Genomic DNA, 24,017 nt, shown 5'->3' with positions numbered 1-24,017 from the left:
CGCTTTAGATTGGTCCCGTTCTCCTGAGCCTTGCCGCTACGCAAGCGGGATGATGGTGCTGCCGGACAAAACGGCGACCGTATGTGAGTTTGAACCGGTGACGGAAACGTGCCGCGTCAAGCAAGATGGCTCAGACCATGGGTTCGATACAAAATCGAAGGGGACAAGCTATGGAACAATGATTGATCTTGACGACGAAATCCTCATGTGAGCTTTGAGAGCGGTTTTTGAAACGCCACGATTCATTTCCCGTTTCAACGATCTCGCAATGATGGGTAAGCCGGTCGAGCAGAGCGGCGGTCATTTTTGCGTCGCCGAAGACTGTCGGCCATTCGCCGAACGTCAGGTTTGTGGTGACGATGATTGAAGTCCGCTCGTAGAGCTTGCTGATGAGGTGGAACAGCAACTGTCCGCCGGCCTGGGCGAACGGAAGATAGCCAAGCTCGTCCATAATGACGAAGTCGAGCCTTGTGATAAAGTCGGCAAGACGCCCCTGCTTACCATTACGCGCTTCCGTTTCAAGACGATTGACGAGATCGACGACGTTGTAGAAGCGCCCGCGCGCGCCGTTGCGGATCAAGGCACGGGCAAGTGCGATGGACAAATGGGATTTTCCAGTGCCAGTTCCTCCAACGAGGACGATATTGTGCTGCTCGGCAAGGAAAGCTCCGCTCGCGAGCTGGCGCACCAGTCCTTCGTTGACCGGCGTGTCAGTAAAGTCGAAGTCGTCGATGTCCTTGGCCAGCGGCAGCTTTGCGACGGTGATCTGGTATTTGATTGAGCGCGCCTGTTTCTCGGCGATCTCCGACTGCAACAGGTCGCCGACAATGCGTGGTGGCTCGTGCTGGCGCTTGATGCCAGAGGCCATGATCTCGTCATAGGCACTGCGCATGCCGTAAAGCTTCAGCGTGCTCATCATGTCGAAGATTTGAGATCGTTCCATATCAGCTTGCCCTCCTGAGGCTATCGTAACGGGCGCAATCGGCCGAAGGTTCATGCGTTAGGTGAAGCGCATCGGGGATGGAAAGAATGGCGGCGGGCTGTGGGTCTCGCTTGCGAGCCAGAATGTTGATGATCACAGCGGCGGAAAATACGCCTTGATCAAGCGCCTCCTGGCAAGCCGCTTCGACTGTAGGAAGACCGTCGATACCGACACATTCCAGGATCGACACCATCTGTCGGTCCCCATCATGCATGCTTTTAAGCTTCCGTCGAACATGCTCCATGGAAGCTGGCAGAACCCAATCAAGGAATGGTGCACCGTTCCTCAGTGCTCCCGGTTTGCGTGTCAGCACCGGAACATAATGCCATGGATTATAAATTGTCTCGCCACGACCAAAGCAGCGTTCATGCTGGCCTATCTCGACACCATTTTGCCGTATGACGATGCGGTCGGCATAAGCATGGATCTCGGCTGGGCGGCCAACGGCAGTCGACAGCACCGAATATTTGTTGTTGTCGAAACGCACGAGGCAAGTTTTGCCGATCGAGGCCTGTATCGCGTGAAAGCCATCGAACTTGCCGGGATAGCCGACCAGATGGGACTTCTCCTCTTCGAACACCTCCCAGATCGTGCGCTTCGTCTGATCAACATGCTTATGAGCCCGGGCGTAACTGATACATTTGTCCAGCAGCCAGCCGTTCAACTCATCGTAGGATTTGAAGCGCAGCCGCGGCGTGAAGAAGCGTTCACGGACAAGATTAACTTGATTCTCGACCTGACCTTTCTCCCAGCCCGACGCCGGTGTACAAGCCACCGGTTCGACAAGGAAATGGCTGCACATTTGCTGGAAGCGGCGATTGTATTGACGCTCTTTACCGACGAAGACTGTTTCCACTGCTGTCTTCATATTGTCGTAGATGCCGCGCGTGCAGGACCCGCCAAAAAAGGCGAATGCCCGGTCATGGGCGTCGAAGACCATCTCCTGCGTCTCGCGCGGATAGGCCCGCACATACATCATCCGGCTGTGGCAGAGCCGGACATGCGCAACCTTCACGGTCGTCGTCACACCGCCCAGAACAACAATCTCGTGGCTCCAGTCGAACTGGTAAGCTTCGCCCGGTGCGTAATAAAGTGGTACATAGGCTTCCGCCGTCACGGCCCCACGCTCTTTCGACCATGAGCGTGCATAACGCCGGACCGTATCATAGCCACCCGCGTAACCCAGATCGCGTAAATCTTCGAATATCCGGATCAGCGTCAGGCGTTCGCGCGAGGCCTTTGCCTCATTAGCTAGCAGTATTCCATCAAGATGGTGACGCCAGGGACCGAGCTTTGGCTGCGGTTGACGGGAGCGCTCGTATTTGAACTCAGTCTCTTCACTGCGCAGAACCTTCCGCACAACCTTGCGCGAAACGCCCAGTTCCCGACAGATCGCTTTGATCGATTTGCCCTGCACATGAGCAAGACGCCGTATCTTCGAAATAGTCTCCACAATAAGCATCCAATAGAAAACCTCCGATTGAAATCGAAGGTCATGTTACCCTTTAAATAAGGGGTCCCGTTTGGATGCCGATAACCCCTTAAATGGGGTCCTTCTGTGGTTGCCGCCCGTTGTGCAAGTTGTTTCTGAGCCTTTGGACGTGTGATCGAATGCGGTCTTCTGTCAGGCCTTCGTTTGCGGCGCTTTCAGAAGCCGCTGGCCGGGATGGTGATCAGCGGATCAGGTCCAAATCTTATTCCCGAGCTATGACGCTCGAAGGACTCCCACTGGTTTTCTTGATCCGGATCGTTCGATCTTGCGCCCATTCAGGTCATCGACTTCTCACACCTCCTTGCCAACGTTGGTGATAGCAGCCTTCATGCCGCCGTCGTCAACGTCGGATTTCGATAATCTTCCTGCCGCATCAACATCGCCCAAATCATGCGTGCCATCTTGTTCGCCAGCGCGATCGCCACCAGCATTCGGGGCTTTCGCCCAAGCATACGCATCATCCAGGGATCCGCTGATGCTTCCTTGCGGCTCGCCCAATTCACACGCGCCATCGCGCCGATGATCAGCAGCCTGCGAATGTCCGCTTGCCCGGCCTTTGAGACCTTGCCCAACCGCTCCTTGCCTCCGGATGAGAACTGCCTCGGGACAAGGCCGAGCCAGGCTGCAAAGTCACGGCCCGACTTGAAACTTTCCATTGCCGGCGCAAAAGCCTCGACAGCCACGGCTGTCATAGGCCCGATGCCAGGCATTGTCTGAAGACGCCGCGCCACATCGGTCTGCTTGGCAAGTGAGGCCAATTTCTGCGTCTTGCTATCGATCTTGGCGGTCATTTCACCGATCTGGGCCAGCAGATCAAGGCCTTCCTCGCGCACCAGATCGGGCAAATTATTGGCCACGTCGTTCAGCGCCGCTTCCAGCCGCTTGATATGTCCGATGCCCACAGGAACGACATGGCCATATTCATAGAGCATTGCGCGCAGGGCATTCACCAACTCCGTGCGTTGGTGGACAATGCGCTCTCTTGCCCGGAACAGAATAGCGCGCGCTTGCTGATCGGGAGTTTTGGGTTCGACAAACCGCATTTCCGGCTGACGCGCCGCGATGACAATGGCCTCTGCGTCGGCGGCGTCATTCTTCTGGCGCTTCACGAATGGTCGCACATATTGCGGCGCGATCAGCTTGACTTCGTGGCCCAGCGCCGCCATCTCCCGCGCCCAATGGTGGGCGCTGCCACATGCCTCCATGACGACAATGCAAGCGGGCTGGCTTCCCATAAAACGCAGAAACTGACCGCGCGACAATTTCCTGCGGAACCGCACTTCGCCCGTCAGCGACGCGCCGTGAAGCTGGAAAACATTTTTTGCCAGATCAACCCCGATCATTGTATACTTCATTGCCATCCTCTCCGCTACATGATCTCCAACGATCACACTCTGGCACATTGCGATGCCGTCTGGGGAGGGCGGCAACCACCCCATCTTATTCCATGCTTAATGACACGCTATCGGCGCTTATGTTCATTCGAAACGCTATTATCTCAGCTGCAGCAAAGCTGGCGCGATCCGCCATCACCTTGACGGGAATCCCATAGAGCCCGTTTCGGACACTGACAGAATAAATACTCAGGAGAGTCTGGCCGCCTTCGGACAACAAACGAACCAGGTTCTGAGCTCATCGACAGCCCCTCCCCCGCTTTGGAGGCACACAACAAAAGAGATTTGATCCGTGCTTCTCTCCTCGGGAAAGCTCATAGCTAGAACTCCAATTGGCTTGCGCTGCGTGTTTTGTTTGCATCGCAGCGTGCGAAGTACCGAAATTAGTAAACGTCTCACGTTACAGGTTGCTACGGTATGAACCGACAAAGGATGGTAAAAGTCCATACTCCGTCGCCTCCTGCGCGTCGGAGCTCATTGCGATCCTGCCAATGCCAGGTTTCCATTGCTTTTCATCCCAGCGAACAGAAGCTGGCTGATGGAGAAGCCCCCTGCCCTCGCCTTTTGGGTAAGAGATCGCAAATAACCGCCTGGTGAACTGATGGTCGTGAGTTTCTGCAGGATCCAGGCAATGGCCGTTGATACCGCTTCTGCTCCCATGAAGCTTAGTGCTTCGCGATAGGCGGATGGGCTAATGCCGAGGAACCCGGAAACGATCTGTGACGCATCGTGAAGCTCTCGCCATGTGCTGATGCCGTTTGGTCCATATTCGCGAATATCGGGACATGTTCGCAGTACTTGATCGAGCGAAATGGGGGTTGAAACAGGGATACTGCTCTTGCTTTCGGAGATCGAAGGATCCGTCGCTTCCGAAGAAGACACCTTCAAATCAATCTTCTTGCTATTTTGAGATTCAAAAAGGGATTCTGGCAGGGATTCATTATGCTGCCGCTCAGATTGAGCGACGCTGCCGCTCATTTCTGGAACAATTGCCATGTTTTTCAAAGCGATAGCCAATTCATCGTATATGGCTGCAAGATTGGCTTTGATAATCATCAGCTCATCGAGGGATGCTCGGCGCGGAATGGTGTCCACAAGCCCACGGAAGCTAACAAATAGCCCTTCAAGACCCTCAATAAGGTCACCGGACCCATCCGTGTTTTCTGAAAAAGTCGAAGCGATCTCTCTGCGCATGACGGACACCTCGTCGCGAAGCCGTTTCAGGGCTTTTTGCTCCGCAAGGATTTTATCTGCGATACCGGCAATCTCAGCCGCGCGATCAAGCAACGGCGCAAAGGAAAAGCCGAAGGCAAGTTCAACAGCCCCTTCCCTGTCCTTATGCGCATAACGCTTGCGGGTCGGGCTATCTTTGCGCGCAATGATCCCGGCCTCAACCAACGAAGCCAGGTGACGGCGCAGCGTTGATTCAGGCATGCCGTGGGCACGCAGCGACAGTTGACGATTGGATGGGAAAACGACGAGGCCGGTTTTCTCATTCATGTCATCGTCAGGGAGAAATGACAAAAGCGAACTGAGCACAGCAAGGCAGCGATCATTGAGATCGAGTGCCGACTTGGCCACACAGAGCTGTTTGTAAATCACCCATCTGTTTACCCCCCTGCCCTGCTTATTCTGCAGTTCAGGATTTTGGGCAAAACTATTCCTTCGCCCGCGAAACGCGGACGTGACAGTTCCCAAAAGTTGCATTCCCTCTCACCTTTCAAAAGGCAAAAGAAATCCACCCGCCAAAATGACGCCAATGACTCTTGACACTGATTCTGAGAAATGCGATTCGTATCTTGCTACAGAAAAACGAAATGGCCTTCGCAGACTGACGTTTGTGGGGGCTTTTTCTTTTGCGGATTACTCTCCACTATCTGGTTTAGATTCTCTGAATTCCTCATAGAGGCCTTCCAGACGAGTTGATAGCCATTCACCAAAGGATCCTGCATCATCGCTCTTCAGAGAGATATCGACTTTCTTTGGTTTCCGATTCATGGAAAAGGCAACTGAATTGTCCTTGGATCTCCAGAACTTTGCTGGCTGTTGTTTCTTACCAACATTCGCATTCTGCGCAGTTACAGGTTTCGTACCTGACTTGATGGTATCGAGAACCATCAAAAAGCGATTATCAGATGACGCTGAATAGAACTTGTGCTGGTCCGTCATCGAGTCAATGTCGGTTGCAATTCCATCTTTAAATGCGACCGAAAGGTCATACCATCGATCTCGACCAATACCTTTAGATGGTCCAATTTTCAAAATGAGATCAGACGGTACATAGTTGGTCACTGACTGCATCTTTGAGAGAACGGTCTTATTGACAGCTAGTGCAGACATCACCGTTTCGTTGTCGAACTGCTCCGCGAGCTTTTTGGCGAATAGTGCACGTTCAATGAAACTGAGATCAGCACGAGCTGTGTTTTCCTGACCTTGTGCAATAGCATGGTCGCGATCAGAGAGTGGCTTCACAGTGGCCTTGACTCTGATATTTAAAGCCTTTGCAGCTTTTGCTCTGCGATGACCAAAAACAATCTGATATTTGCCTTCAACAGTTGGATTGGGACGCACCAGTATCGGCGTGTCCTGCCCACGTTCACGGATTGCTGCAATAAGTTCCTGAAGGCTTGTATCGTCATCATCTTCTAAGCGATCAACGACAAATGAAGTCTCCAGTTCATTCGGATCGAGCTCAATGATGTGGGTACCGCTTTGAAGCCGCTTCTCGATTTCTTCAGCCGCGGCGACCTTAGAAGCCATTTCATCGGCAGCACGAGACATCATCCCAAAAGCGCCACGACGACCTGATGTCTCTATTGCAACTGTGGGTGTAGGTGTTTCCGATTCAGCGTTTACGGCAGTAAACTTCTCATCCTTAGTATCGTCCAACAATCCGGACATGATGCCTTTACGTGCCATTAGACCATCCTACCCCATGCTTTGTGGACAAGGTTCACGATCTCACCGTTAACACCGTGCAAGCTTTCCATAGCGCGGTCATATGTTGAACGCGTAAGCTGTGAGCGCTCGACCTCGTACAGCGTTTGCTTCGTGATGCCTGCATCCGAAATTGCGGTCGACTTTAACATTTCGTTTTTGAGAACGAAGCCGCCAAACAATGACCGCATGAAGTGAACCATTTGATGTTGTGGAATATCACCAGGCTCGTAACGAGTAACGAGATATCGCATCCAATCTAGAGACATGTTGCCACCGCCACGCTTAATCGGGTCCAGGATTTCGCCAAGCATGAGCAGAAACTGGCACATCGACATAACGTCTAGCATCTGAGGGTGCACTGTAACGAGAACAGCAGTTGCCGAAGACAATGCGGTAAGCGTCAGATACCCCAGTTGCGGAGGGCAGTCGAGAACAACCACATCGTATTGATCTTCGACTTCAGACAGAGCGGCGTCGAGGCGGGTGAAGAATGTGCGCCCCATGTCTCGGGTGCCCTTCTCGCTCAGGATCAACGGTGTATCGTATTCGAATTCCTGCAGATCAAGATTGGCAGGCACTATATCGAGACCGGGAAAATTCGTTTTCTTGATAAGTGCACTGAGAGGTTTTCTATCATCATCGTAGCGAATGGCTTCGTAGAGCGAGGGCATATGATCGAGTTCTGGCTGGATGCCATGAAGCGCTGTCAGAGATGCCTGGGGATCGAGATCAATGGCGAGGACACGATGGCCTGTCAGTGCCAAGTGCTGTGCGAGATGAGCCGTAGTCGTAGTCTTACCTGAGCCGCCCTTAAAGTTCACGACACCGATAATTTGCAGATGCTCGTTAGTCTTACGGTGAGGAACATATATACGTGAATCGGAGCGGCCATTGGCATCGAGATACTGGCGCATTTCCAGCATCTGTTCTGCCGTGTAAGAACGACGGCCAGTAGCGGTAACGGCTGGCTGTGGCCCCTTGCCATTGAGCGACAGATTCTTAAGATGTCCCTGGCTAACCCCTATATACTCTGCTGCTTCAGCAAGCTGGAATACGCGGAGCGTCTTTACTGCGTCCGGCGGGAAGTTCTCCAAGCGATGCTTTTCCAGTCGACCCGACAACGCTGATCCCTGCCTCAGGATGAGTTGATCGAAGTCTGTCAGTGGTTTGTCGGCATCAAATGCGATATTCATAGAGCGGAACCCGAAAGTGCGATTTTATTTGCTCTAAAAGCAATTTATCGCATTTAGCTCCGATTCTCCGGGTTCTGCAAGGAGTTTTAAGTTAACGAAAGGTTAACACAAGTCGCTACCCCGTAAGTTTACGGCCGTAAACTCCATAACTGACGAATAGTCAATGACAGCAGTCGCTTCGAAGCATGCTGGGGTCGATTTGGACGGGTAGACTAGGTGTGGCGGGCCCCAGTCATCCCGAGACATCTCAGATGATCTGCGGTGGTTTGCCGATCAATTCTGTTCCAACAATATTCGAATTAAGGCCTCCGGTTGCAGACGCGCTACGTTGTGTCCGCAATTGAGCGAAAAGGTTGTCCAGTCCGGTTCGTGGCTCAGGCGTCGATAAAGCTCAAGGAAAGGACTTCCTTCCCAGCCATGCGCGCCTACGAATGTTTTGCGCGGAACATCTCGCCAGCGTCCAGTGAGAGTAATTGATTGGAGAAACGTTCCGATCGGATGCGGGCGGCATCTCGGGTCGAGACTGGGTGGTGGCGCGCAATTCAACCCGTCAGCCGCTGCGCCTGCGACAAACATGTCCCGAAAACGGGGTGTTGTCAGCGACCACACAGAGTCTCCCGAATCGGGCACGTAGGCATCGACGTAGACCAGGGCCCGGATTCGCGACGGTTTGATGTCTGCGACGCCGCTCACGACCATCCCGCCATAGGATTGCCCGACAAGAACTAGATCATCGTGGGTCTGCGACTGCACCAATTCGGCGACTTCGCCTATGTGACTTTCAAGGTTGGTCATTGGAGCAGGAACATCGCCCAGTCCCGAAAGCGTTACCGGCACGACGTTGTGCCCGTGCCTCGTCAATATGTCTGCTAAGTTCCCGTAGACCCACCCGCCCTGCCATCCCCCGGGTATCAGAATAAAAGTGGCCATAATATTTGTTCCAATCGTTGGTGCCGCAACGCGCTCTAGATCTAGCCTTATTTTTTGTGCTTTGTTGCCGAAATGGCCGGCAGCTTTGCGCTAGATTCCTATCGCTCTTTTGTGCGTTCGACACTGTCGGCTTTTGGACCTCATTGCGACTTTTGTTGTTATGAATGACTTTCCTTGCAATGGACACTAGGATGGTTGGAGTTGTCGCAGGTTTTTTTGGTTGACGCGTCAAGAGAGACAGGAAATTGACAGCAAAACCAAAAACTTTATACGACCCTCAAGCGCAGACGGAACGCGAAATGATACGGAAGTTGGCGGTTATCCTCAGTGCCATTGTCTTGGCGTATTCGATCCCTGCAAAGGCTGATCGACTAGTTTGCTCTCAATCAGAACATCTGCGCTACATGAAAATGGTCGGCGAGGTTGGCGAGATGGGGATCGACCGCGACCCTGTGGGTGAAGATGTTGCGGCTTTCGAGAGGTTAACGGCCGCATATGAAACCCTCAACCCGAAGGGACCGAAGACCTCGCTTTTTGTGGCGTATGTTCCCACCGGTCAGATCTATAGTCAGACATGTGCGGAAGAGCGCTGCACGATGGAAGAAATGGCAACGCCGGAGCAAGCCTGTTTGATCGATCACATGAACCAATGCAGCTATGTTGCACTTCGATTCCGGGGCGAAGAGTTCTGCCTGCTCCGTTCGCCGCAAAATTAGTTGTTTGATCCTGCTATCGGATGGATTTCTCACTGCATGATCGCAGAACTCTGTGCGGTTGCGGCTAACTTGTCTCGGAAATCCTGAAGTTTGCCTCGGGACGCGCTAACTTTGAATTCTCACGGGAACTTCTGTCGCGATAGTTGGATGTGAAAGTCCGACTTGCACGGCAGATTTTTGCGGCACTACATGCCGCTTCTGCCCTCCCTGCCTGCAAGCCGACTGACCGTTTTCCCCCTCAACCCGGCCGTTTTAGTTCGCAATAGCTAAACTGGCTGGTTGCGTTTCGATCAGACACTGTCCTTTCCGATGACAGGAAACTTGCAGAGAATGGCATCGCATGAACGGATAAGTCCGGGCAGGTAGGACTGGTCTCCCTCCACGATGAAACGATGATATTGATTGATGTGATCAGCAGTAATTTCAATCGCCGCTTCAACATGTCCTAACTTCTGCATTGTCAGAACGACATTGATTTCCGGTTCCAAGCCCTTGAGTGTGGCTTCGCCTGCCAAAGAAGTCGCCATTACATCTAGTTGATCGCGGAATTTCCTGATGTCCATAGTCATCAGGATTGGCCCTGCACATTCGACGTGTGCGCCGTTAGCCTCCATGCGCGCGCGAACCATCAGCCAATTCCTATCCCAGAAGTCCAACACATCCGGAAACTGGCGTCCTTCTATCCAAAGCGAAAAGCCGCTAAAGTGCAAATTGGGTTCATCTGTCATAGCCGCGACAATGCCATGGCATCCGTCCGTTTTCTACTCGCCAACGAAAAGACCACCGCTCCCCTTGCCATACTTTTCCTGTACCTGAAAATCCTCAAGAAGGCTCTCTTCGGTTATTGCTTCGAGAGCATAGGTAATGGCCTGCGTTTTGGCCGCAAACTGATGAATGCCATCTCCGCGTTGGTGGGTGTTTCAGAAACTCAACGGCATTTCTTTTGTCAACAAGGGAAGGGGGCACTGTTGTGAACACCGTTCCGGTCTGGTCCTCCTATTCGTGTTTCTATCGATTGGGCTGTCTCTGCTCCGTTTTGACGGCCTGTTCATGATGGTCAGTCGCGCAGCCTCGATTGCCGCAGTAAAGGATTTGGCCCTAAAGCATCGGATTTTCAGTACCCCGGTAGCAAATCTGAAGGTTATTGCGTCTGTAATCAGTCTGCGTTGAACTGAAGTCCCGACGATGTCCTCCAAATGTATTTCAACACTCAATTTGTCAGGACGAGCATGCAATGCCCGGTTCATGTCGTTTGGGCGGAAACTCAGAGTGGCGGCTGTCAGTTCGCACTTGCCTCCTACCCACTATCCACCTTGCCTACGACGACGCTCATCAATCTGACCAGAGATTGTATCTGGCAAAAGATCGGTTTCCGACAAGCTTGCATTATCAAGGAAAGCCTTGACGAGACGGCTATCGATAACGTTTGGCGTGGCATCCTCCCGATAAAAGTCTGTTACAACAGGTATCCAGATACTAGCGCATGGGAGAAGCTTTAGACAAATGAACCAGATTGCCTGACTTCAACGCAGCCTTGAAAAACTGTGCTGACTGGCATTGTCGTATAGTTAAGAACGGGACGAACCCCGGTGCCTGGGCCCGTTATTCCAGCGTTTGAGCGAAAGGTAGTGCAGGCTTCGTGTAGGTGCCAATAGAATATCTAAATCGAGAGCGGCGCCTCAAGCCAATAAATAAGAGAACAGCGATCCCGCTCCTCGCGATTGTTTTACAGTTCTGTCGCCGCCGCACGGCAAAATCAATTTGTCATCATCGCCTAAAGGCTTTGATTTTCTGACAGTTATGACCTGTTTCGCTTATGAATGAGAAGCAGTGGATTTCCTCAACTCGTAAACTTGATGTGACGCAGCCTCGTCTTGCTATATACTGTCAGCATCCGATCCATTCAGATGGAGATTGGGGTCATGGAGTGGAGGCTAATAATAGAACTGATCCTGTCCATGTTTATCATGAGCGCGGCGGTTGTAATTATATTGAAAGCGCAAAAAAAGAAATGATAGTCACCTGCGCGAAAGAACCATCCTTTTGCGTTGCAACGCGTCAGCGATAGACGATGCATACCGGCACAGCGGACGCCGTAAGCCGTGTTGTAGTAACAAGCGTCGCGTGGCGCGGCTCGTTCCTGTGAGCCAAACTTCGATTCCACGCCGATTGGCTTTTTGGACCAGTCCTTCAATCATATTGGCACCTGTGGAATCGAGGAATGAAACATCCTCGAAATCGATCACGAACGTTTTGTAGCTGTCTGAGATCCTGTCCAAAACCGTGCCGATGGAAGCGGTGGCTCCGAAAAACAGCGCCCCGTTTATACGATAAATCACGGTTTCAGGGTCGGAGGACTGGGTTTCGTCATAGTCTTTACGAGGCAGGGCACTATCCGGTATGTCGCTTGCCACAAGCGGTTTCAGATTGGGGTTGTGGGACCGCACTGTCGTCACTCTGCTTATTCGCTGGATAAATAGCACCGAGCCCAATGCAAATCCCACTACTATAGCTTCGGTCAGATCGCGGAAGACCGTGAGCAGGAAGGTTACGGTAAGGACCGCCGCCTCTCCCCATCCCGACCGTAGCAGGACGGCGATTGCCTGTTTTTCGACCATGTTCCAGGCGACAACCGCAAGAACGCCGGCCAATGCGGCAAGCGGTATGTAGGCAGCAAGTGGGGCGGCCACCAGCATAAACAAAAGTAGGAACGCTGAATGCAACATGCCGGATACAGGCCCATGCGCGCCGGATCTGACATTGGTGGCTGTGCGGGCAATCGTGCCGGTCACGCAGAAACCGCCTAACAACGCTGAACCGATATTCGCAATGCCCTGCGCCATCAGTTCGCAGTTCGAGCGATGGCGGCGTCCGGTCATGCCATCGGCGACGACGGCGGAGAGCAGGGATTCGATGGCTCCCAGCAAGGTAAATGAAACCGCTGCAGGAAGAACAGCTAGAATTTTCCCTCCCGTCAGGGTAGGCAACTCCGGCGCTGGCAGGCTGGACGGTATGCCACCGAATTGTGAACCGATGGTTGTGACCGGCAGGCCAAACAATGCGGCGGCGGCAGCCGCAAGTCCGACTGCGATCAACAGGCCCGGCCAGTGTGGGCGAAACGTCTTGAGGCCCAAGATCATCGCAATCGTGCTGATGGAAATCGCTACGGCAGCGGGTGTGAAGCTATCACGAGCTTGCCAAAGAGCCGCAATTTTTTGCAAAAGCGGACCCGGTTCATGCTCGAGCATAAGTCCAAAAAGTTCCTTGATTTGGCTGGCGAAGATAATGACGGCGATACCTGCGGTGAACCCGATGGTCACTTGATAAGGAATGAACTTGATGAAAGTGCCGAAGCGAAGAAGACCAACAGCCGCGAGCATGATACCGGACAAGAAAGTTGCAAGGATAAGCCCTTCCATGCCGTGCTGAGCAACCGTGGCGGCAACGAGTACGATGAAAGCTCCGGCTGGTCCGCCAATCTGGAACCGTGAACCACTTAAAGCCGAAACCAGAAATCCCCCGACAATCGCAGTATATAGGCCCTGCGCGGGACTGACGCCGGATGCTATCGCTATGGCCATGGAAAGCGGCAGGGCGACAATTGCCACCGTCAATCCCGCCAGCGCATCGGCGCGCAAATTCGCCAATGAATAGCCTTCTCGCAGAACCGTCACAAGCTTCGGCGTGAAGAGTTCGAGAAAGTCGCTCTTGGGCGTATCCGTAACCAGTGTCGTCATGATTAACCGCGTCTCCACAAGGAATCGGCGGGATCGTCGGCAGAATATCGTCGGCGGTCGCCGTCGGGTATAGATTATCTGGGTTTCAAACCGGGGATTTCAAACGTACACCGCGCCCACCGGAATTGCTCAACGCCCCTTCAGCGATCAATTCAATGCCGGCTGCCTCAAGGGCGCCGACCACTTTCACGAGACTGTCAACGACGCCGCGCACATTTCCATCGGTAGCTTCCATCCGCTGAATGGTAGGCAAAGACAATCCCGACATGCTCGCCAGAGTTTTCTGGTCAATGCCAAGCAGAGCACGCGCCGCACGCAATTGAGCTGAAGTCAACATCGCTTTTGATGCCTGTTACCTTAATAGAGAAACATAAGTCATTCAGGCTGATGTATCAAGCATTCAAAACCAGGTCTCGCTCTACTGACCCAAACAGCCGTGTACGAATAATTGCCAGCAGATGAATATCAGTAGTGTCCACGGCGCGCTAGTTGCATGATTGGGCACGCGAATGCCGCGATTGGCCGCTTCGGTGACATAACCGGAGCGTAGGCAATACGCGGAGAGTTCGTTTGCGTCCAACGGGTGAGGCATCCGACGGGTTGCCCGGTCAGATAAACGACTTCCTCCCGTCCATTGCCAATGCTTTTTGGTTCTTTGAGGTGAAACGTCAGGTAGGGGGAGCGCAGTGCCGGAGTTGAGCTTGTGTTGTTACCAAAAGTTGGTACTATAGTGCAAAGGAGTAAATACATGTCACGAAACACATCAGTTTCCCTCGGTGATCACTTCGTCAACTTCATCGATTCACAGGTGAGGGGAGGGCGCTATGGCTCTGCCAGTGATGTCGTGCGTGCAGGATTGCGTCTTTTAGAGGAACAAGAAACGCGTGTTAAGTCTCTACAGGAGGCGCTGATTGCGGGCGAAGAGTCTGGTCAGTCGAAGCCCTTGGATCGTGAGGGCTTCCTGCAGAGGATGAAGACGAAGCATGCGCTTTGATGGGTATCAGCTTACACCGCTTGCCGAGGCCGATCTCGAAGATATCTGGGTTTACACCTTACGCGAATGGTCATTAGAGCAAGCAAACAGCTATATCACTGACGTCATGGATGCTTTTGAAGGATTAAGGGATGACAGCAAGCGTGGGCGGTTTGCAGACATTCGTCCTGGCTATCTCAAATATGCCGTCGGATCCCATGTGATCTATTTCCGGGAGCACGAGAACACGCTGCTTGTTGTGCGTATTTTGCACGGGCGTATGGATGTTGGGCGGCACATGTAACGCATATTGTGTTGCATTATCGAAAGTTCCAATGACGGAGGATTGTCTGTCACATTGATTGAAAGACGGCCTCTCGGCCGAATGATCGGTCAGGCGCTTAGCGACGAATGAGACCAAAACGGTGGGCTTCATCTAAAAGGTGACGAACGGAGGAAGGCTGCCATTTCCTCCCACCGCGCGTCGGCCGCTCTCCCATCTGATCGAGCTGGGCCGCGATATCGCGAAGCGACAATCCGGGATCGGCAATCGCAATTGCGGCGACCAGTTTCATCAGGTGATCAGAAGGGATGCGGCGAGGGGATCGGGCAACAAGCTTCTTGTCGGCGATTTTTTCGCGGACGAGACGATGCACGGCGCGGCGCAGACGCTCGACCGTCCAGTCATGTCCGCGCCTATTGAGCACCTGTACGATATTCTCCCAGCTGTGGACCGGGCGCATTTGTTGCACCAGAGGCAACCAGGTCTGTGCCGAGGTGATCAGTTCATCGAGATAGCGTTTGTTGCGCGCTTGAGATACCGCCCGGATCGCTTCCGGCTTGCGCTCTCTCAAGCCGGGATTTCCCGGAAGCTTGCCGCGCGCCTTTGCAGCTTTGATCCCCGCTTTGGTCCGTTCTGCAATCAGCGCGCGTTCGAGCTGTGCAACGGCGTCCAGCACCTGCAGAGAAAACATGCCTTGCGGCGTGGATGTGTCGATGGGATCACGGATAGATCGAAAGTGGATGCCGCGTTGTTCGAGATCTTCGATAACCTGCAGAAGGTGACTGACCGAGCGGGCGAGGCGGTCCAGCCGGACCACGACGAGAACGTCACCGGCAACGAGTTCCGAAAGCAGCCGGGTCAGGACCGGGCGGGCGCGTGAAGTCCCGGAACCCTGCTCCTGAAAGATGCGATCACAGCCAGCTGCCCGCAACTCGTCCATCTGTGCATCATGGACCGGATCGTCGGTCGAGACGCGTGCGTAACCGATGAGGCGAGCGGGACGGGGCAACGCACTGGTGGCCTGACGTTTTGACATGGCTGTTTCTCCCGCGCTTGAAGCGGCTTTGTTCAAATAAGGCATGCATGAGAAAATGGTTAGTTGCAAGCGAGTTTTACTATGCAATTTAACCGCCATCAGAAGCGATTTTAATGGGTAGACGAGGAAACCCTCATCAAAACAACCGTTGCGCGCCAGCGGCCTACCTAAGTTAAAAGGTCCAAATCTATAAACAGGGAGAGGGTTGGATAAGCTGGAATGATCACGGTAGGCGGCGAAAAGAGATAAGCCGAGAGCCTCGGTAGACACCGAGCAATCCGTAGTATGATAGCTCGTCCTTGGCGAAAAAATGAAAGGTAAGAACACTTGGCGTCCCTTGCGGAGAACAGTGCCGTGAGAAGGGCTTCAAAAGAACTGTTTTCCTAAAATAGGTGCGACCGATTGGAGAAAATGTCAACTCGACGATACTTTAAATCCTTAGATTGTGGCGGGAGATACGTTCCTTGATCTGCCATTTGCTTTTGCTTCAATGGCAGTGTTAATTGTCGTTCAATTGGGGTGGGGGCATGATACAGAATCGATCGTTTCTTTTCTTGATAACAGGGTTTGTTGTCAGTTTTCTTGTTGCGGGCTGCGCGGTATCCGATGTCGGGCCGATCAATCGTTCAACGTCTCAATTATTCGCGTTTAACAATCATTTCGTTCCCGATCACGGGGATGATGGCGCAATGATCATTGGCCTGGCATTTTCTGGCGGCGGCACGCGGGCGGCGGCTTTTGGTTATGGAGTCATGCGGGCGCTCGATGATACGATCGTGGACGAATATCCCTATGAGCGAAGCCTGGTCGATAATATCAGGATAATATCCGGCGTGTCTGGAGGCGCGGTTCTTGCAGCCTATTTCGGCATGAAAGGGCGCGATGATTATCGGGATTTCCGTGAAACGTTTCTGGTCAGGAACGCTGAAGAACGCGTGCGCACCAATGCCTTGTCGCCAGCAGTCGCCATTGGCGTCCTGAATGGCGGCGCAAATGACCGATCCTCGCTTGCCCGTTGGCTCGACGACAATATTTTCCATGGTGCGACCTATTCAAAGTTTGACTGGTCCAATGCGCCATCGATCTGGATCTCTGCATCGGATATCTACAACCGGGTTCCATTTCACTTCAGCGTAGAAACCTTTGCAGCACTGTGCAGCAATCTGAAGGATGTGCGGATTGCTGACGCAGTCGCGGCGTCAGCGGCGGTTCCGGTCGTTTTCAAGCCCATTTCGGTTGCATCCAACCATGGTGCCTGCACCTATCGCCAGCCCGATTGGCTAAGCCGGGTCATGGCCGATCCCGAGGCGTCGTATAGGTTGAAGGCCTATGGGCGCGCACTGCACACTTACCGGTCGAGCAATGTGAATTTCATAAAATTGCTCGATGGCGCGCTGACCGATAATCTGGGGCTTACGCCATTTGCGATGGCCAGAGCCTCGGCGCAAACACCCTATGGGCCATTGTCGCCTGCCGATGCCGTGAAGCTGAAGACTTTTCTTTACATTGTCGTGGATGCTGGCCGTGAGATGGAATATCCATGGGTAAAGGAGCTGCAAGGGCCAGGGATTTCTGAAATCCTCGGTGCGGTTACGGATACTGCCATTTCCTCGTCGGTCAGGGAAGGGTTTGATGCGCTGAAGCTGGCGACAACGCAATGGCGCGACGAACTCATTGCATATCGGTGCAGCCTGTCTGCAGCCACAGTAGCGCGCTATCGCGGCTCGTTGAAAGGATGGAACTGCCGCGATGTCCGATTTCATGTACAACGCCTGTCGATACAAGATCTTCCCGCTGGCATGGCTGCAAGTTTCAATGAAGTGCCAACCCGCTTCGTGCTTCCGACAGAACAGGTGGATCAGGTGATTGCCGCCGGTCGCGTGGCGTTTAAAAGAAACGCCGTCCTCCAGAACGCCATTCGCGAAGTCCAGTCCGATGCAGGCGTCAAGAAACCGGTTAGCCCGAATTTGCTCCAACAAAACCTATCATCGTCTGAAACACTGGCGTCGGGGCCATTGTAGCGCCAGCACCAGCCCGGTTTTCGCAATATTACCATTTATGACTGCTGATCCGAGGCCACAGAATATACCATGATCAAACTGCTTTTTATGTTTGCCTGGGCATCGCTATGCTCGATGATTGTGTTATGGGCGGCAATGGCGCTCTGGTTTCATTTGCAGGTGGGGCAGACGATCAAAATCTGCGTCATGGCCCTGACCGCGCTTGTTCTTGCAGCTTATATCTCGGTCCTGTTTTCACCGCGTTCGAGCAGCCAGTTGATAAGCTTCAGTAACGTCGCATTCATCTGCCTCGGTTCCCTCTTTCTGGTCTCCTGGTTTTCGATGAAGCCTTCGCTTACGCGGGATTGGGCGGCAGATGTCCAGCACACGGTGACAGCGGATGTTCAGGGCGACGAGGTGACATTTCACAACATTCGTGACTTCACATGGAATGACAGCCGGATATTTGTGCCAGGGTGGAAATCCGGGACGTACAGGTTGAGCGAACTCAATTCGGTGGATGTCATATTGTCTTACTGGACGCATCCGGCCATTGCACATACATTGATTTCATTCGGCTTTGCAGATGGTCGCCATCTGGTGTTCTCTGCCGAAATACGCAAGAAAAAAGGTCAGGAATTTTCTTCGCTGGGTGGCTTTTTCAGAAGTTTCGAATTGGCGATGATAGCGGCGGAAGAACGGGACATTGTTTATTTGAGAACCAATGTCCGCGACGAGCGCGTCTATCGATATCCGGTCGATGTTGGTCAAGAGCTTATGCAGGCGATGTTGCTCAAATATATCGAAAAGGCCAACGATCTTGCCAGAAACCCGGCCTTCTACAATACACTGACGTCCAATTGCACGACGGTCGTTTTCGACCTTGTTCGCCTGCTGGAACCAGGTTTTCCATTTGATTACAGGGTTTTGCTCTCCGGCTATCTGCCGGAGTTTCTCTATGACAATGAGCTGCTCATGAACAGCGACCTGCCGTTCAGTGAAATCCAGCAGCGCGCCTTGCTGACGCCGGTTCGCTCAATGGAGCGCGAACAGTTTTCTACGGTCATCCGGCAGCCTGCCGGTACTTAGAGCATTTCCAGCAAAAGTGCGAAGCGGTTTTGCGTAGGACAATGCGGTAAAACAAATAGTTAGAGCGGTTCTGATGATTCCGTATTAACCGGAACCGCTCTAGCTAGGCCGGATATATGCGAGACGTGTCCTAGTTTATGTCCTGCTTCGTGTTTGCGTATTTTTTTAGCAGGCGAAGTTTGGGAAACGTCAAGAACGATTTTGGTGGGTCGACCAGAGCCGACAATGCGCGCGCATAATCCAGCACCAGACCAGGCGTCCACGCCATGGATTCTGCGCGCTTGCGCATCAGTCCCGCTGCCCATAGCTCAGGATAAATGATCGCGCGCAACGCTGTAATTATTGGCCAGTTGTGGTCACGATAAACACCTTCCAGCGCTGCATCCAGAGCATCAGCGACTGCACTTGAGCAATTGCGGTTTGTGAGATTATAGGTGTTGTCTGCGCTGTAATCTTGCCAGAATGCATTCAATCGCGATGCGTCGATATTCTTGATCACCACCTGCACTGTCGATTGGCACCATTCGGCGGATTCTTCCTGATAGCTTGGCAGGAAACGTCCGGGCACATTGTTGTCTGCGGTGGCGCGTAATGTCCGGGTGAATTCGTCCGGCGATCGGTCGATCTCGACTGCCGGATAATGGCTGATATAGACGTTTGGGGCCATTTCCAGAGCCGCATGGCCCGTGGAAATGACGCCGTTTGTATCGACGGCTGCGATATATCGATTGATGGCCCTTTGATGAAGCGGGGTCATGACCTGACCTGTGGGAGTCCAGACATGGACGATCAGCTCGCTGCGATTGGCAGAATGGGCGAGGGAGCTGGAACCCGGCTTGTTCCATAAAGGATTTCTGTTGAAGATACTGCTGATCGATGCGCCTTCTTCCAGCCGTCGCACCCGTGTCGCAATGTTCAATATGCCAAGGCTGGTAAGGATCATGACGGCGCCGACATTGAAGGCAACTGTTCCGGCGTACCATGTTGGCCATGGCTGAAGCGTTGCAATGGCGATGCAAACTTCCGCAATGCCGCCCATCAACCCCAGCCGCCAGCGGGGATAGCGGACAACCCATGCACTGCCAATGCGCACACTGCCATCCACAAGGAAGCAGAACCCCAGCACCATCGCAAGCGTGAAGTGGCTGGCGGGGGTGGCGCTGAGGATCAGCAAGGCGACCGCGAACAACGCGATACCCTGCACGACACGCATTCGTCTCGCCGTTCCCTGACTGAACGCGGCAGCCAGGAGGCCGACAGCCGCCTCCGGCAGCAGGAAATAGCCAAAAAAGCGCGACGGAATGATCGTCTTTCCGTCCAAGGCATCTATAGCGATGAATGTGCCGAGCAGAAGCCAGACGCCGCCGGTAATGAGTAGTATTTTCCAGTGACGCTGAATAATTTCCCGGCCAAGGAGAATAAGAACGATGCGTATCATGCCTGGGGGGCTCCACTGGGTTTAAGCGTGCGCTTTACGATCAGGGCGAACACCATGAAAACGACGCAGACCATTCCCACAAAGGTCGGTAGGCCGTGCTGCATCACGTCTAGGAAACCGCCTGCCAGCATCGGTCCCACCAAGGCGCCGCCGCCCCAGAACAGCCCCATCGCAGCATAGACGCTGATAAGGTCCGCCCCACGGAACTGCGAGCCGATTATCGCGAGCATTGTCGTATAAATGCCAACGAAAATTCCGCCCCAGATGAACAATGCCGGGTAGGCCAGCCAGCTCACCGATAGAAGCAGGGGCCAGAGAAATGCCGTTACTGCGGAGACCGCCGTTAGGGCGATCATCAGTGTAACCCGGTTCATCTTGTCTGATAGCCAGCCGATGGGAAGCTGCAGCGCAATGGCACCGACCATGAGAACCGTGATCAGTTGTGCACCTTCGGTTTCGTTCCAGCCGAGCCGCATGGCATAAATGGCAAGGAAAGACAGTCCGGCTGTTTCAACTGCCGAATTGATTGCCGTTGTTCCCATGGCAATGGGCGACAGTCGCATCATACGCAAGAAATTTGAGTGTTTTTGCTGGGCCATTTCAATTTGTCGAAGTCCCGGCAGGCTCATGATGACAAAGGCGAGGAGGGCGACGACCGCCCCGATTGCAAATGGCACCAGCCCTTCAAACCCCGTAAACGACAGGATCAGCGGGCCGCCGGCAAAGCCCAGCGAGAGCGACGCTGTATAGGTTGCCATGATGCGTCCGCGATTTTTATTGTCGCTCAGCTCGCTGGCCCAGGTTTCCGTCAACACGAACAGAATTTCGGCAGAAATTCCCAGCAGGAAACGCAACGGAAACCAGAACCAGAAACTAGGCACCATTGGAAACAGGATCAGAAGCAACGCTGATGAAAGTAGCGCGGCCATGATGAGATATTTGGGCTTGTAGCGGATAGCCAGTCCCGAAAGGAAGGGGGCTATGCACAGGACGCCGAGCGCATGCATGGCGGCATTGGCACCGACAAGCGTTTCCGTCAGCCCGCTTTTGATAAGCATATGCGCCACCAGCGGAGCCGTCAGGCTGTAAGTGAGCCCGAAAATTGACGCTGTCGCAATTATGATGGCAAGGGAAAGGAGCGAACTTTTTTCACTTGAGCGTTGTGTTTCAACGCTGTCGACTTCTGCTTCCAGTCTCAATTCTTTGCCCCAACCCAAAAGAATAGAATCGATGATACCCCATCGTCCAATACACCGCTCTTCGTATTCAATTAGTAAAGCCGAAATTGCAAAAATTCTACATAGAGGCCTCCCCGAAAAGGGTAAAACGGTTTTCGGAGAAGACTTGTGCTGAAAAGAGATTTTAAAACATTGATCTATTTCATTCAGATCGGTCGTCACACTCTGTGTAACTTCGAATAAACGCCGCGATAAACCAGAGGACCTATATCCAATTCCCTTCTAGAGAACACGGTTTATTTACGCCCTCTATATAATGAGTTGCGCCAACGTATTTTTTGGGGGGCGTTCATGACAACATTACTGGGGATGTCGATTTACGTATCATTCTTGGCATTTTGCTTTTTCGGGGCGCTTTTATATGCCTGCGGCTGGCTCCTTCTGAAGCTGCGGGGCCTGCGGGCGTTGAAAGATCCAACTTCGGTGCCCATTGGTGCCTTTGTCGGCACGATATCCACCGCATGGGCTTTGTCTCTCGGCTTCGTCGCGGCAGATGCATGGACACTCAACTCTCGAGCGGATCTCGCGACCAGCAACGAACGGTCTGCGATATTTCGAATGTTGGGGACTGCTCATCCCACGGTCCTGAACAATGAGAGACTTAAGAACGCAGTGGAAACCTATCGGAATCTGGTGGTGTCAGATGAATGGGGAGCCGACGACAATATCGTGCCTTCGCCCAAGGTGGAGAAGTCGCTTCTTGCCATTCGTTCCGTTGTCCAGACGGTGGCCAGCGACGGCACGCCCTCTCCGATCGTATCCCAGCTCATTCATGATTTTAACGAGCTTCAGAATGCGCGCAATGATCGCATCGCTATCGCTAATACGTCCATCGACCAATATAAATGGTATCTTGTACTGGCGCTGACATTCCTGACTATCGCCACTATTGCCTCGACCCATGCGGATCGGGTGCGGGCTGGGAGGCATGCCTTGCTACTTTATTCAGCAACGGCTTCGATCAGCCTGTGGATTCTTGCGATCCATGCCAATCCATATATCGGCACTGAAGAACTAAACCCCACGCTGTTGTTTTCAAGCCAGCGTAGCTGATCAGGCACGTTCTCGAGCGGTCATCACGATGAACGACCGCTGTTAACAAGCTGCATGTGGCAGTTTATAAGTAAACGCGGTCCAGTTCATGCTTAGTGCGATCGAAGAGTTGGAGGTCCCTCCGTGAATAGTATCATAATAGCCGCGATGCGCGCCCGCTACGCCGTTTGGCGTCGTTGTAATAATCGGACGCCTGCTGCACGGAGCGATGGCGCGATTGTTCCATGGCTTCGGGGAGCGGAATGCCGCGATTGGCCGCTTCCGTGAGATAGCCGGAGCGCAGGCCGTGGGCTGAGAATTCTTTTGCATCGAGGCCAGCCATTTGCGCCCGCTGCTTGACGATTCGGTTGATGGCGCTCGGTTCCAGCGCCCGTGCCGAAACATTGCCCCAGCGATCGACTTTTCGAAACACGCTGCCTTTGTCGATTTTTGCCGCTTCCAGCCAGCGGGTGAGGGCTTCAACAGGCCGGCCAGTCAGATAGACGGTTTCATCGTGATCGGCACCACTGGTTTTGGTGCGACCGAGACGAATGCCGAGCGAGGGGAGGGGAGAGCCGTTCTCATCGGTGACCGGTGCCTGTTTGACCAGCTGTTCTACACGTAAGCCGGCGACTTCGCTACGCCGACGACCGCCCGAGGCAAAGGCCACCATCAGGATGGCCCGATCCCGCAAAGCCGTTAGATCCTCTCCGGAACAGGTTGCCAGCAGCTTGCCCAGAATATCGCCGGTAATCGCATGGACACTCTTGCGGCTACGCGGCCGGTTCAGGGCGCGCACCGCAAGCCGGATTGCCGATTTGACGGAAGGCCATGAAAACGCACCCTCCAGACCGCGCCAGCGGGTCAGCGTCGACCAGTTGGCGAGACGGCGACGCACGGTAGCCGGCGCATGCGGTCCCGACACGCGCAGAAAGCCTTGGCTGCGCAATTCCTCTTCCACGCCGACCGGCATGCCGTGATCGGGTTCGATCTCGCGCTGTTGCGGCCGCCACAAATGATGCGCGACGAATTTCAGCAACAGGGCTTCCGGCGCCGGAAAGGGGAGGGGATTGCCGGTCGCAGCCAGCGACCAGGCTTCGAGATAGGCCAGATCCGAGGTCAGGGCACGGAGCGTGTTTTCGCCCATGCCTTCATTGACCAGATGGCGCAGCGTCTCGACATCCTCATCGGTCAAAATGCCAGCCAGCATGTCGCGGCGGTTCATCGGCAAGACAGCAGCAATCGTATCTAAAGTCTCGGTGCGTTTTTCAATCGAACCTGACGACGAGCTGCTCATTTCGGCAGTCCGTTCTCGTCATATAGTTCATCGTGGTTCGAAGTCTGGTGCGTGTTTGCAGGCCTTCCCTTAAGCGCCAGCGCCCAGACTTCATCCCATGTGCCCTGGCCGTTCTGCGAAATTGGCACGATCGCGGCAATAGGATCGCCAGCTCGACAGATGACAACCTCGTCATCGCGCAAAACGAAGTCAATCAGTTCGTCAAATCGCTCCGCCGCCTCGGCAATGTCCACGAATACCTTCACCG

23 protein-coding genes are annotated in these 24,017 nt (G+C 53.5%); 8 read left to right on the top strand and 15 right to left on the bottom strand.

The window, feature by feature from the left end; genetic code table 11:
* Positions 1-130: 130 nt before the first annotated feature.
* The 3 genes from istB to MKS82_RS28930 form a co-directional block, all read right to left on the bottom strand.
* The gene (gene istB, locus MKS82_RS28940) at positions 131-943 is read right to left on the bottom strand and encodes an IS21-like element helper ATPase IstB (RefSeq protein ID WP_240579647.1); all 813 of its coding nucleotides are present in this window, start codon (positions 941-943) and stop codon (positions 131-133) included.
* A 1-nt stretch (position 944) separates the two neighbouring features.
* Positions 945-2,444, bottom strand: a complete 1,500-nt coding sequence (istA, locus tag MKS82_RS28935) for an IS21 family transposase (protein WP_240579646.1) — start codon at positions 2,442-2,444, stop codon at positions 945-947.
* Between the two features lie 356 nt (positions 2,445-2,800).
* Positions 2,801-3,829, bottom strand: coding sequence for an IS110 family transposase (locus MKS82_RS28930; protein ID WP_240578277.1), 1,029 nt, complete (start codon positions 3,827-3,829; stop codon positions 2,801-2,803).
* Between the two features lie 109 nt (positions 3,830-3,938).
* Between MKS82_RS28930 and MKS82_RS29750 the strand changes: the two genes are divergently transcribed.
* Positions 3,939-4,157: a ProQ/FINO family protein gene (locus MKS82_RS29750; RefSeq protein WP_445558113.1), complete on the top strand. Its 219-nt coding sequence runs from the start codon at positions 3,939-3,941 to the stop codon at positions 4,155-4,157.
* Between the two features lie 185 nt (positions 4,158-4,342).
* On the opposite strand, the gene repC is transcribed toward MKS82_RS29750, so the two are convergent.
* From repC to MKS82_RS28910, 4 genes are all read right to left on the bottom strand, one after another.
* Positions 4,343-5,575, bottom strand: a complete 1,233-nt coding sequence (repC, locus tag MKS82_RS28925; protein WP_140905762.1) for a plasmid replication protein RepC — start codon at positions 5,573-5,575, stop codon at positions 4,343-4,345.
* Between the two features lie 156 nt (positions 5,576-5,731).
* Positions 5,732-6,787, bottom strand: coding sequence for a plasmid partitioning protein RepB (gene repB / locus MKS82_RS28920; protein WP_140905761.1), 1,056 nt, complete (start codon positions 6,785-6,787; stop codon positions 5,732-5,734).
* The gene (repA, locus tag MKS82_RS28915; RefSeq protein WP_140905760.1) at positions 6,787-8,001 is read right to left on the bottom strand and encodes a plasmid partitioning protein RepA; all 1,215 of its coding nucleotides are present in this window, start codon (positions 7,999-8,001) and stop codon (positions 6,787-6,789) included. The genes repB and repA overlap by 1 nt, the downstream gene beginning before the upstream one ends.
* Before the next feature lie 273 nt (positions 8,002-8,274).
* Positions 8,275-8,931 (bottom strand): alpha/beta fold hydrolase, encoded by a 657-nt coding sequence (locus tag MKS82_RS28910; RefSeq protein WP_109989479.1) that lies wholly within the window; start codon positions 8,929-8,931, stop codon positions 8,275-8,277.
* Positions 8,932-9,176: 245 nt separating this feature from the next.
* On the opposite strand from MKS82_RS28910, the gene MKS82_RS28905 reads away from it, so the two are divergent.
* Entirely contained in the window at positions 9,177-9,647 is a 471-nt protein-coding gene (locus MKS82_RS28905) for a hypothetical protein (protein WP_146206502.1), read from the top strand.
* A gap of 290 nt (positions 9,648-9,937) precedes the next feature.
* On the opposite strand, the gene MKS82_RS28900 is transcribed toward MKS82_RS28905, so the two are convergent.
* Positions 9,938-10,375, bottom strand: a complete 438-nt coding sequence (locus MKS82_RS28900; protein WP_146206501.1) for a WapI family immunity protein — start codon at positions 10,373-10,375, stop codon at positions 9,938-9,940.
* Positions 10,376-10,390: 15 nt separating this feature from the next.
* Between MKS82_RS28900 and MKS82_RS28895 the strand changes: the two genes are divergently transcribed.
* Positions 10,391-10,621, top strand: a complete 231-nt coding sequence (locus MKS82_RS28895) for a hypothetical protein (RefSeq protein ID WP_146206500.1) — start codon at positions 10,391-10,393, stop codon at positions 10,619-10,621.
* A 1,044-nt stretch (positions 10,622-11,665) separates the two neighbouring features.
* On the opposite strand, the gene MKS82_RS28890 is transcribed toward MKS82_RS28895, so the two are convergent.
* Both MKS82_RS28890 and MKS82_RS28885 read right to left on the bottom strand, forming a co-directional pair.
* Positions 11,666-13,384 carry a SulP family inorganic anion transporter gene (locus tag MKS82_RS28890; protein ID WP_109989474.1) on the bottom strand — a complete coding sequence of 573 codons (1,719 nt, stop codon included), beginning with the start codon at positions 13,382-13,384 and terminating at the stop codon, positions 11,666-11,668.
* An 85-nt stretch (positions 13,385-13,469) separates the two neighbouring features.
* The gene (locus MKS82_RS28885; protein ID WP_109989473.1) at positions 13,470-13,721 is read right to left on the bottom strand and encodes a helix-turn-helix domain-containing protein; all 252 of its coding nucleotides are present in this window, start codon (positions 13,719-13,721) and stop codon (positions 13,470-13,472) included.
* A gap of 411 nt (positions 13,722-14,132) precedes the next feature.
* On the opposite strand from MKS82_RS28885, the gene MKS82_RS28880 reads away from it, so the two are divergent.
* Both MKS82_RS28880 and MKS82_RS28875 read left to right on the top strand, forming a co-directional pair.
* Entirely contained in the window at positions 14,133-14,378 is a 246-nt protein-coding gene (locus tag MKS82_RS28880) for a type II toxin-antitoxin system ParD family antitoxin (RefSeq protein ID WP_109989472.1), read from the top strand.
* Positions 14,368-14,661: a type II toxin-antitoxin system RelE/ParE family toxin gene (locus tag MKS82_RS28875; protein ID WP_109989471.1), complete on the top strand. Its 294-nt coding sequence runs from the start codon at positions 14,368-14,370 to the stop codon at positions 14,659-14,661. The genes MKS82_RS28880 and MKS82_RS28875 overlap by 11 nt, the downstream gene beginning before the upstream one ends.
* 97 nt (positions 14,662-14,758) lie before the next feature.
* Here MKS82_RS28875 and MKS82_RS28870 read toward each other — a convergent pair whose 3' ends face one another.
* Positions 14,759-15,676: a recombinase family protein gene (locus tag MKS82_RS28870; protein ID WP_109989470.1), complete on the bottom strand. Its 918-nt coding sequence runs from the start codon at positions 15,674-15,676 to the stop codon at positions 14,759-14,761.
* A gap of 527 nt (positions 15,677-16,203) precedes the next feature.
* Between MKS82_RS28870 and MKS82_RS28865 the strand changes: the two genes are divergently transcribed.
* Together MKS82_RS28865 and MKS82_RS28860 are read left to right on the top strand one after the other, a co-directional pair.
* Complete coding sequence (locus tag MKS82_RS28865) at positions 16,204-17,697, top strand: patatin-like phospholipase family protein (RefSeq protein ID WP_109989469.1); 1,494 nt, start codon at positions 16,204-16,206, stop codon at positions 17,695-17,697.
* 69 nt (positions 17,698-17,766) lie between these two features.
* On the top strand, positions 17,767-18,765 hold the full coding sequence (locus tag MKS82_RS28860; RefSeq protein WP_181394334.1) for an Lnb N-terminal periplasmic domain-containing protein: 999 nt from the start codon (positions 17,767-17,769) through the stop codon (positions 18,763-18,765).
* A gap of 130 nt (positions 18,766-18,895) precedes the next feature.
* Here MKS82_RS28860 and MKS82_RS28855 read toward each other — a convergent pair whose 3' ends face one another.
* Positions 18,896-20,203, bottom strand: coding sequence for an HdeD family acid-resistance protein (locus MKS82_RS28855; RefSeq protein WP_171058842.1), 1,308 nt, complete (start codon positions 20,201-20,203; stop codon positions 18,896-18,898).
* Positions 20,200-21,402, bottom strand: a complete 1,203-nt coding sequence (locus MKS82_RS28850; RefSeq protein WP_276313516.1) for an MFS transporter — start codon at positions 21,400-21,402, stop codon at positions 20,200-20,202. The genes MKS82_RS28855 and MKS82_RS28850 overlap by 4 nt, the downstream gene beginning before the upstream one ends.
* Positions 21,403-21,732: 330 nt before the next feature.
* Here MKS82_RS28850 and MKS82_RS28845 point away from each other — a divergent pair, with 330 nt between their 5' ends.
* Positions 21,733-22,494, top strand: coding sequence for a bestrophin-like domain (locus MKS82_RS28845; protein WP_109989468.1), 762 nt, complete (start codon positions 21,733-21,735; stop codon positions 22,492-22,494).
* A 133-nt stretch (positions 22,495-22,627) separates the two neighbouring features.
* On the opposite strand, the gene MKS82_RS28840 is transcribed toward MKS82_RS28845, so the two are convergent.
* Complete coding sequence (locus tag MKS82_RS28840; protein ID WP_109989467.1) at positions 22,628-23,770, bottom strand: site-specific integrase; 1,143 nt, start codon at positions 23,768-23,770, stop codon at positions 22,628-22,630.
* Positions 23,767-24,015 carry a type II toxin-antitoxin system Phd/YefM family antitoxin gene (locus tag MKS82_RS28835; RefSeq protein WP_374844116.1) on the bottom strand — a complete coding sequence of 83 codons (249 nt, stop codon included), beginning with the start codon at positions 24,013-24,015 and terminating at the stop codon, positions 23,767-23,769. The genes MKS82_RS28840 and MKS82_RS28835 overlap by 4 nt, the downstream gene beginning before the upstream one ends.
* Positions 24,016-24,017: the final 2 nt, after the last annotated feature.

The sequence above is a fragment of the Ochrobactrum sp. A-1 genome, assembly GCF_022488005.1.
Lineage (GTDB): Bacteria > Pseudomonadota > Alphaproteobacteria > Rhizobiales > Rhizobiaceae > Brucella.
This window is presented reverse-complemented; position numbering and strand designations above follow the sequence as displayed.

What these genes read in the sequence shown, in the direction of transcription:
- MKS82_RS28840 (WP_109989467.1), bottom strand. Translation starts at nt 23,770, where the DNA reads ATGAGCAGCTCGTCGTCAGGTTCGATTGAAAAACGCACCGAGACTTTA.
- MKS82_RS28870 (WP_109989470.1), bottom strand. Translation starts at nt 15,676, where the DNA reads ATGTCAAAACGTCAGGCCACCAGTGCGTTGCCCCGTCCCGCTCGCCTC.
- MKS82_RS28910 (WP_109989479.1), bottom strand. Translation starts at nt 8,931, where the DNA reads ATGGCCACTTTTATTCTGATACCCGGGGGATGGCAGGGCGGGTGGGTC.
- istB (WP_240579647.1), bottom strand. Translation starts at nt 943, where the DNA reads ATGGAACGATCTCAAATCTTCGACATGATGAGCACGCTGAAGCTTTAC.
- MKS82_RS28930 (WP_240578277.1), bottom strand. Translation starts at nt 3,829, where the DNA reads ATGAAGTATACAATGATCGGGGTTGATCTGGCAAAAAATGTTTTCCAG.
- MKS82_RS28860 (WP_181394334.1), top strand. Translation starts at nt 17,767, where the DNA reads ATGATCAAACTGCTTTTTATGTTTGCCTGGGCATCGCTATGCTCGATG.
- MKS82_RS28895 (WP_146206500.1), top strand. Translation starts at nt 10,391, where the DNA reads ATGGCATCCGTCCGTTTTCTACTCGCCAACGAAAAGACCACCGCTCCC.
- MKS82_RS28890 (WP_109989474.1), bottom strand. Translation starts at nt 13,384, where the DNA reads ATGACGACACTGGTTACGGATACGCCCAAGAGCGACTTTCTCGAACTC.
- MKS82_RS28885 (WP_109989473.1), bottom strand. Translation starts at nt 13,721, where the DNA reads ATGTTGACTTCAGCTCAATTGCGTGCGGCGCGTGCTCTGCTTGGCATT.
- MKS82_RS28845 (WP_109989468.1), top strand. Translation starts at nt 21,733, where the DNA reads ATGACAACATTACTGGGGATGTCGATTTACGTATCATTCTTGGCATTT.
- MKS82_RS28865 (WP_109989469.1), top strand. Translation starts at nt 16,204, where the DNA reads ATGATACAGAATCGATCGTTTCTTTTCTTGATAACAGGGTTTGTTGTC.
- MKS82_RS28900 (WP_146206501.1), bottom strand. Translation starts at nt 10,375, where the DNA reads ATGACAGATGAACCCAATTTGCACTTTAGCGGCTTTTCGCTTTGGATA.
- istA (WP_240579646.1), bottom strand. Translation starts at nt 2,444, where the DNA reads ATGCTTATTGTGGAGACTATTTCGAAGATACGGCGTCTTGCTCATGTG.
- repC (WP_140905762.1), bottom strand. Translation starts at nt 5,575, where the DNA reads ATGCAACTTTTGGGAACTGTCACGTCCGCGTTTCGCGGGCGAAGGAAT.
- repA (WP_140905760.1), bottom strand. Translation starts at nt 8,001, where the DNA reads ATGAATATCGCATTTGATGCCGACAAACCACTGACAGACTTCGATCAA.
- repB (WP_140905761.1), bottom strand. Translation starts at nt 6,787, where the DNA reads ATGGCACGTAAAGGCATCATGTCCGGATTGTTGGACGATACTAAGGAT.
- MKS82_RS28875 (WP_109989471.1), top strand. Translation starts at nt 14,368, where the DNA reads ATGCGCTTTGATGGGTATCAGCTTACACCGCTTGCCGAGGCCGATCTC.
- MKS82_RS28855 (WP_171058842.1), bottom strand. Translation starts at nt 20,203, where the DNA reads ATGATACGCATCGTTCTTATTCTCCTTGGCCGGGAAATTATTCAGCGT.
- MKS82_RS28880 (WP_109989472.1), top strand. Translation starts at nt 14,133, where the DNA reads ATGTCACGAAACACATCAGTTTCCCTCGGTGATCACTTCGTCAACTTC.